The following is a 6,447-nucleotide window of genomic DNA, read 5'->3' as shown; positions in this document are numbered from 1 at the left end:
GGCGGGGAGGATCGGTTGCGGGCCCGGCGCGCTCTGGTGCGGGTGCAGGGCTTGCTCGGGCCGGAGGCGGTTCAGGTGCCGGTGCTCAGCGGTGGGCGCGGGCCTGCCGAACGCATCACCCTCACGCCGCTGGGGGATGAGCCGGTGCCGCGAGCCGACCCGCGGCAGCCCTGGCCCGGTCAACTGCCCGAGCCCTCGCCGACGGTCCTGCTCGATGATCCGGTGGAACTCCTTGACGGACAAGGGCTTCCGGTGCGAGTCACCAGCCGGGGGATGTTCTCCGCGGATCCGGCCCGGCTGGCCGGTGCGGGTAGGCGGGACGGCAGCCTGCGTTGGTGGGCCGGACCGTGGCCGGTCGACGAGCGGTGGTGGGACCCGCAGAGCCGGGGCGCGGGGCGCACCGCACGGGCACAGGTGCTGCTGGGCGACGAAGAGAACGGCCTGGCGCTGCTGCTGTGCTACCGGCAACGGCGGTGGTACCTGGAGGGAGCTTATGAGTAGGTCTTGATCTATGAACGATCGTTCGTATAGTTTGTCAGCATGGAGGAGATCTCCGACGGCCGCCTTGCTCGCGGTGCCCGCGCTCGCGCAGCGATCCTGGCCAGCGCTGCCGACATCGCGTCTGCCGAAGGGCTGGAAGGGCTTTCGATTGCCCGGCTGGCCCAAGAATGCGGCACCAGCAAGAGCAACGTGGCCGCCCACTTCGGATCCAAAGCGCAGCTGCAGCTCGCGGCGGTGGACTACGCCGGGGAGGTGTTCACCACCGAGGTGATCGCACCCGCCCTGGCGGCGCCGAAAGGCATGCCTCGGCTGTTGGCGCTCTACCGGCAGTGGATGGACTATTCGCGCCGACGCGTGTTCTCCGGCGGATGTTTCTTCGCCGCCGTCACCGCCGAATACGACGCCCGCGACGGCGCGCTGCGTGATGTGCTGCGTGAACGCCGCCTGAGCTGGCTGGGCCTGCAGCAGCAACTCGTGCGGGAGGCGCAGGCCGCCGGCGAGATCGGCGCAGACCTCGACCCGGCGCAGCTCGTGTTCGAACTCGACGCCTTCGCCCTCGCCGCGAACTCACAGGCCGTGCTGTTCGACGACGACACCGCCTACGACCGGGCCGCCGCAGCCATCACATCCCGCATCGACGTGGAAAGGACACGCGCACATGAAGATCCGTAGACTCGGCTGGGCAGGCATCGAGGTCGGTGCACAAGGTGCATCGCTGGTCGTCGACTACGTCCGGCAGTCGAAGATCATCAGTTCGGCGTTACCGCCGGGAGCGCTGCTCGACCCGCAGCAGAGCGCCGCGGCCGCTCTGGTCACCCACTTACACGCCGACCACACCGATGTGCCCGCAATCCAATCCGCAGTCGGACCGACAGGCACCGTGCTACGCCCACCGCCGTTCATCGGAACGGCCGAGGAATCGGCGTGGACCGCCGAACAGGAAGCGCAACTCGCCGCCAGCACGTTGGATGTCCGCACCGTCTCCGACTGGCAGCGCATCGAACTCGGCCCCTTTACCGTCACCGCGGTGCCATCGGTCGACGGGCTCGGCGACCCCCAGGTGAACTGGGTCATCGAGGCCGACGGTCAGCGGATCTTCCACGGCGGCGACACGATATTCCACGGATATTGGTGGCTCATCGCGCGCCGGGTCGGCCCGATCGACGTCGCGGTGTTGCCGATCAACGGGGCTGCGGTGAACTTCCCGCATCTGCAGCCGGCCAGCCCGTTGCCTGCGGTGCTCACCCCAGAGCAGGCAGCCCAGGCGGCCGCGATCCTGCACGCGAAAGCCTTGGTGCCCATGCACTTCGGCGTCGACCAGCCCCCGTTCTACGTCGAGCAGGACGATGCGCTGCAACGCCTCGGGGTGGCTACCGAACACCTGCCGGTCCAGGTGGTGGCCCTGGCGGCGGGGGAAGCCGCCGACATCACAACCGACCTGGCCGCCTGAGCGGACTCATGCCAACCGCTGCGCGAACGGGCCGACCCGGTCGATGAACCTGTCGAAGAACACCGCCGGGTCTACCCGGACACCGATGAGCGCGTTGGGTGGCCGGCCCCAGTGCCCGCGCCAATCGGCCACCGTCATCCCACGGGTCAAGGCGCCGGTCAGCTCGACGTCGACCGTGGTCTGCCGGTACTGCACCAGCTCGGGATCCAGGGCCACCGCGGCGGCCAGCGGATCGTGCAGATGCGCGAGATACCCGTCGTCGGTGTCGAAATGGAATTCGAAATAGAACCGCATCGCGTCCTCGAGCACCCGGATCAGCGGATTGACCGCCGCCGAGCGGGTCCCGCGTTCGTCGAGTTCGCTCATCGGCGCGGTCGGTGATGCCGCTGCCTCGGCCAGCCGGCTCAGCAGTTGCGGCGTCATCGCGATGTTCTCGGTGAGATTGAGCCCCAACACAATCGGCAGGTGTTCCGGCGCGTCGGTGCCCCATGCCGCGGCCCAGCCGCCCAACACCTCCGCCGCCGATTCCGGATCCACGCTGATGTTCCACTCCGAGACCGGCGTGGTATTGCCGCGGTAGTCGAAGGCTCCGCCCATGATGACCAGCCGGCGCAGCAGGCGGGGGAGTCGGGGTTCGACCCGCATCGCCAGGGCCAGGTTGGTCAGCGGGCCGGTGGCCAGGCCGATCAATTCCCCCGGATGCGCCTTCGCCGCGTCCACCCACGCCTGCGCGGCGTCGTGCGCGGTCAGCTGCCGGTCGGTGGCCGGTAGCCGGGCATAGCCCAGCCCCTCGGGGCCGTGGGTGTCCTCCGCAGTGCGCAACGGAGCACTCAGCGGATGCTCGGAGCCCTTGGACACCGGGATGCTGCCCGCCCGGCACAGTTCCAGCAGACCCAGGTTGTTGACGCAGACCTGTTGCACGCCAATGTTTCCCGCGGTGGACGCGATGCCGACCAACTCCGCGTCGGGACTGGCCAGCAGATACACCAGAGCCATCGCGTCATCGACTCCGGTATCGACATCAGCGAACACGGGCATTCCTGTCACGCCGCCAACGATAGGGGCTGACCGGTGCCGTCCGCACGCCTAGACTTCGACGTGCAGGTCAATCGAGGAGGCATCGATGTCCGGTCGCGTGGTGCATTTCGAGGTTCCGTTCAGTGACGGCGCACGGGCCAAGGATTTCTATCGGGAAGTATTCGGCTGGCAGCTCAACGAGTACCCGGAGATGAACTACACCGGGGTCGCGACCGGCCCCGTCTCCGAATCGGGTATGCCCGCTGAACCGGGATACATCGGCGGGGGCATGTTCGAACGCGCACCGGAGTCCCCGCAGGGGCCCGTCATCACCATCGAGGTGCCCAACATCGACGAAGCGTTGACGGCGATCCGGTCCAAGGGTGGTGCGCAGCTGGGCGAGAAAATGCCGGTGGGCGAGATGGGGTTTGCCGCGTACTTCACCGACACCGAGGGCAACGTTCTCGGGCTGTGGGAGACCGCGGCCCAAGCGTAGAGCTACCAGTGCACGCCCGGAACGAGTCGCACCGCACGCTTGACCGGGCGGCTCACCGCGCGCGGCACCCGCAGTGATGCGCCGGTGCGGGCCGGACGCTTCGGCCTGCGCATCGGCGAACTGCTGACCGCAGCGAGCCCGGGCGGTTCGGGGAGCACCTCACCGCGGGCGGCGGCGGAATCCGGGTAGCCCAGATACAGCTGGTGCAACACCCGCCGCGACAGCTTCGGCGTCAGGTAATTGCCGAAGTCGGCCAGCGTACCCAGCGGGGTGTCGATGCGGGCCGGTTTGTCGACCAGCCCACGGACCACCATCGCCGCGGCATGTTCGGCCGAGATCGGCGGCACCGGGTTGAGCTTGCGCGACGGCGCGATCATCGGCGTCTTCACCAGGGGCATATGGATGTTGGTGAACGTGATGTGATCCGAGAGGGTTTCGGTGCCGACCACTTCGGAGAAGGCGTCCAGCGCGGCCTTGCTAGGCAGGTAGGCGCTGTACTTGGGGCTGTTGGCCTGCACACCCGCGCTGGACACGTTGACCACGTGGCCGAACCGGCGCTCGCGCCAGTGCGGCAGCAGCGCCAGCACCATGCGCACGGCGCCGAAGTAGTTGACCGCCATCACGCGTTCGTAGTCGTGCAGCCGGTCGGTCGAATTCACCACCGAACGACGGATGGACCGGCCGGCATTGTTCACCAGGTAGTCGACATGGCCGAACCGGCCGAGGATGTCCTTGACCGTGTGCTCGACCGATGCCGAATCGGTGACATCGCATGTGAAGGCGTACGCCTGGCCGCCTCCGGCGCGGATCTCGGACACCAGATCGTCGAGCGCCTCGCCGTTGCGGGCCAACGCGAACACGCAGCCGCCGCGCTCGGCGACCGCGATGGCCGAGGCCCGCCCGATGCCGCTGGAAGCGCCGGTGATGATCACGTGCTTGCCGACCAGCGGGCCGGCCGGATCGTCGCGGCGGGCCCGGTCGGGATTGAGATGCTGTGCCCAGTACCGCCACAATTGTGGTGCGTAGGAAGAGAATTCGGGCACGGTGATACCCGTGCCGCGCAATGCCTCGGTGGTGTGCTCGGCGGTGAAGGTCGGCATCAGGTCGACGACATCGAGTACCTCGCCGGGGATTCCCAGCTGCGTGGCCACCATGTTGCGCACGGTCTTGGCCCGTCCGCTGACCTGCAGCACGGGTGCCGCAGCGGCGCGCGGTAGCGACCCGCGCAACGGAGGCAGCCCGGCCGTCTCGGCCACCCCGCGGTAGATGCCGCGCAGCCCAATGGTTTTCGGAGCGGTCAGGTGGAACGTCTCGCCGTCGCGGCCCTCGGCGTGCATGAGATGCACGAGCGCTCGCACAACGTAGTCGACCGGCACGATGTTGGTGCGGCCCGAGTCGGGCAGCATCACCGGGGTGAACCTGGGCAGGGCGGACAGCCGCGCCAGCACGCCGAAGAAGTAGTACGGACCGTCGACCTTGTCCATCTCGCCGGTCGTGGAGTCGCCGACCACCACCGCGGGCCGGTACACGCGGTAGCGCAATCCGGGGGACGAGCGGACCAGCAGCTCGGCCTCGAACTTGGTCTGGTGATAGGGCGTCGGCAGGTCCTGCGCGACGTCGAAATCGTCTTCGGTGTACACCCCGGGGTAGCTGCCTGCCACCGCGATCGACGACACGTGGTGCAACGTCGCGTCCAGCCGACGGGCCAGTCCGATCACCGCGCGGGTGCCCTCGACGTTGGCCGCGTGCTGTTCGGCCTCGCCGACGGTGATGTCGTAGATCGCCGCGCAGTGCACCACGTGCGAGATCCCGTCGTCGCCGGAGCTCAGGTCGGCGATGTCGGCGTCGGTCAACCCGAGGTCGGGTGCCGTCAGGTCGCCGACCAGCGGTTTCGCCCGCCCGCCCCACTCGCCGGCCAGTTGCTCGAACCGGGCCAGCGACGCCCGCCGGACCAGCACCCATACCTCGGCGTAGGCATCGCGGGCCAGGATTTCGGAGACGACGCGGCGTCCGATAAACCCGGTACCGCCGGTAACGACATAGCGCATGCCAGACATGGTCGCCCCTGATCGGGCAAACGTCAACCGACGGTCTATCGTCCGAACCATGCCGATCAACCCCGACGCCATCGGTGAGAAAACCGACCCGTACGTCTTCGAATGGACCGACCGCGACACCCTGCTCTACGCCATCGGCGTCGGCGCAGGCCTCGACGATCTGCAATTCACCACCGAGAACAGCCACGACATCGAGCAGCAGGTGCTGCCGACCTACGCGATCATCGCGTGCTCGCCCTTCGCGGCGGCCGCCAAGATCGGCACGTTCAACTTCGGGATGCTGCTGCACGGATCCCAGGAGATCCGGGTGACGAAACCACTGCCGCCCGCCGGGAGACTGAAGGTGGTCTCCGAGGTCGCCGACATCCAGGACAAGGGTGAGGGCAAGAACGCCGTGGTGATGTTCAAAGGCATCGGCACCGATCCGGAGACCGATGAAGTACTGGTGGAAACCCTTACCACCGTGGTGATTCGAGGGGAGGGCGGTTTCGGTGGACAGCCCGGGCAGCGCCCGGCGGCCCCGGAGATCCCGGAATCCGAACCCGACGCCCGGCTGGCCCTGCCCACCCGCGAGGACCAGGCGCTGATCTACCGGCTGTCCGGCGACCGCAACCCGCTGCACAGCGATCCGTGGTTCGCCAAGAACCTCGCAGGCTTCCCGAAACCCATCCTGCACGGACTGTGCACCTACGGTGTGGCCGGGCGCGCCCTGGTCGCCGAGTTGTGCGGTGGTGACGCGACGAAACTGCGCGCCGTCGCGTCACGGTTCAGTTCACCGGTGTTTCCGGGGGAGACGCTGACCACGTCGATCTGGCGCACTCCAGGGGGCAAGGCCGTGTTCCGCACTGCCGCCGCGGCACCGGACGGCACTGGCGAACGAGTGGTGCTGGACGACGGCGTCGCCGAGTACATCGACTGATCGTCCG

The 6,447-nt window shown here is 68.2% G+C and carries 6 protein-coding genes and 1 pseudogene; 5 read left to right on the top strand and 2 right to left on the bottom strand.

Annotated features, from left to right (window positions below; translation table 11 throughout):
• From BST13_RS36555 to BST13_RS36545, 3 genes and pseudogenes are all read left to right on the top strand, one after another.
• Positions 1–501, top strand: a pseudogene (locus BST13_RS36555) (DNA polymerase Y family protein); the annotation flags it as partial.
• 39 nt (positions 502–540) lie between these two features.
• On the top strand, positions 541–1,173 hold the full coding sequence (locus BST13_RS36550; RefSeq protein WP_083170852.1) for a TetR/AcrR family transcriptional regulator: 633 nt from the start codon (positions 541–543) through the stop codon (positions 1,171–1,173).
• Complete coding sequence (locus BST13_RS36545) at positions 1,160–1,951, top strand: MBL fold metallo-hydrolase (RefSeq protein WP_083170850.1); 792 nt, start codon at positions 1,160–1,162, stop codon at positions 1,949–1,951. The genes BST13_RS36550 and BST13_RS36545 overlap by 14 nt, the downstream gene beginning before the upstream one ends.
• A gap of 6 nt (positions 1,952–1,957) precedes the next feature.
• Here BST13_RS36545 and BST13_RS36540 read toward each other — a convergent pair whose 3' ends face one another.
• Positions 1,958–2,989, bottom strand: coding sequence for a nucleoside hydrolase (locus BST13_RS36540; RefSeq protein ID WP_083170849.1), 1,032 nt, complete (start codon positions 2,987–2,989; stop codon positions 1,958–1,960).
• An 85-nt stretch (positions 2,990–3,074) separates the two neighbouring features.
• Between BST13_RS36540 and BST13_RS36535 the strand changes: the two genes are divergently transcribed.
• Complete coding sequence (locus tag BST13_RS36535; RefSeq protein WP_083170847.1) at positions 3,075–3,464, top strand: VOC family protein; 390 nt, start codon at positions 3,075–3,077, stop codon at positions 3,462–3,464.
• A 2-nt stretch (positions 3,465–3,466) separates the two neighbouring features.
• Here BST13_RS36535 and BST13_RS36530 read toward each other — a convergent pair whose 3' ends face one another.
• The gene (locus BST13_RS36530; protein WP_095533863.1) at positions 3,467–5,512 is read right to left on the bottom strand and encodes an SDR family oxidoreductase; all 2,046 of its coding nucleotides are present in this window, start codon (positions 5,510–5,512) and stop codon (positions 3,467–3,469) included.
• Positions 5,513–5,570: 58 nt separating this feature from the next.
• On the opposite strand from BST13_RS36530, the gene BST13_RS36525 reads away from it, so the two are divergent.
• The gene (locus BST13_RS36525; RefSeq protein ID WP_083170844.1) at positions 5,571–6,440 is read left to right on the top strand and encodes a MaoC family dehydratase; all 870 of its coding nucleotides are present in this window, start codon (positions 5,571–5,573) and stop codon (positions 6,438–6,440) included.
• Positions 6,441–6,447 lie beyond the last annotated feature (7 nt).

The sequence above is a fragment of the Mycobacterium aquaticum genome (genome assembly GCF_002086485.1).
Lineage (GTDB): Bacteria > Actinomycetota > Actinomycetes > Mycobacteriales > Mycobacteriaceae > Mycobacterium > Mycobacterium aquaticum.
This window is presented reverse-complemented; position numbering and strand designations above follow the sequence as displayed.

What these genes read in the sequence shown, in the direction of transcription:
- BST13_RS36540 (WP_083170849.1), bottom strand. Translation starts at nt 2,989, where the DNA reads ATGCCCGTGTTCGCTGATGTCGATACCGGAGTCGATGACGCGATGGCT.
- BST13_RS36545 (WP_083170850.1), top strand. Translation starts at nt 1,160, where the DNA reads ATGAAGATCCGTAGACTCGGCTGGGCAGGCATCGAGGTCGGTGCACAA.
- BST13_RS36530 (WP_095533863.1), bottom strand. Translation starts at nt 5,512, where the DNA reads ATGCGCTATGTCGTTACCGGCGGTACCGGGTTTATCGGACGCCGCGTC.
- BST13_RS36525 (WP_083170844.1), top strand. Translation starts at nt 5,571, where the DNA reads ATGCCGATCAACCCCGACGCCATCGGTGAGAAAACCGACCCGTACGTC.
- BST13_RS36550 (WP_083170852.1), top strand. Translation starts at nt 541, where the DNA reads ATGGAGGAGATCTCCGACGGCCGCCTTGCTCGCGGTGCCCGCGCTCGC.
- BST13_RS36535 (WP_083170847.1), top strand. Translation starts at nt 3,075, where the DNA reads ATGTCCGGTCGCGTGGTGCATTTCGAGGTTCCGTTCAGTGACGGCGCA.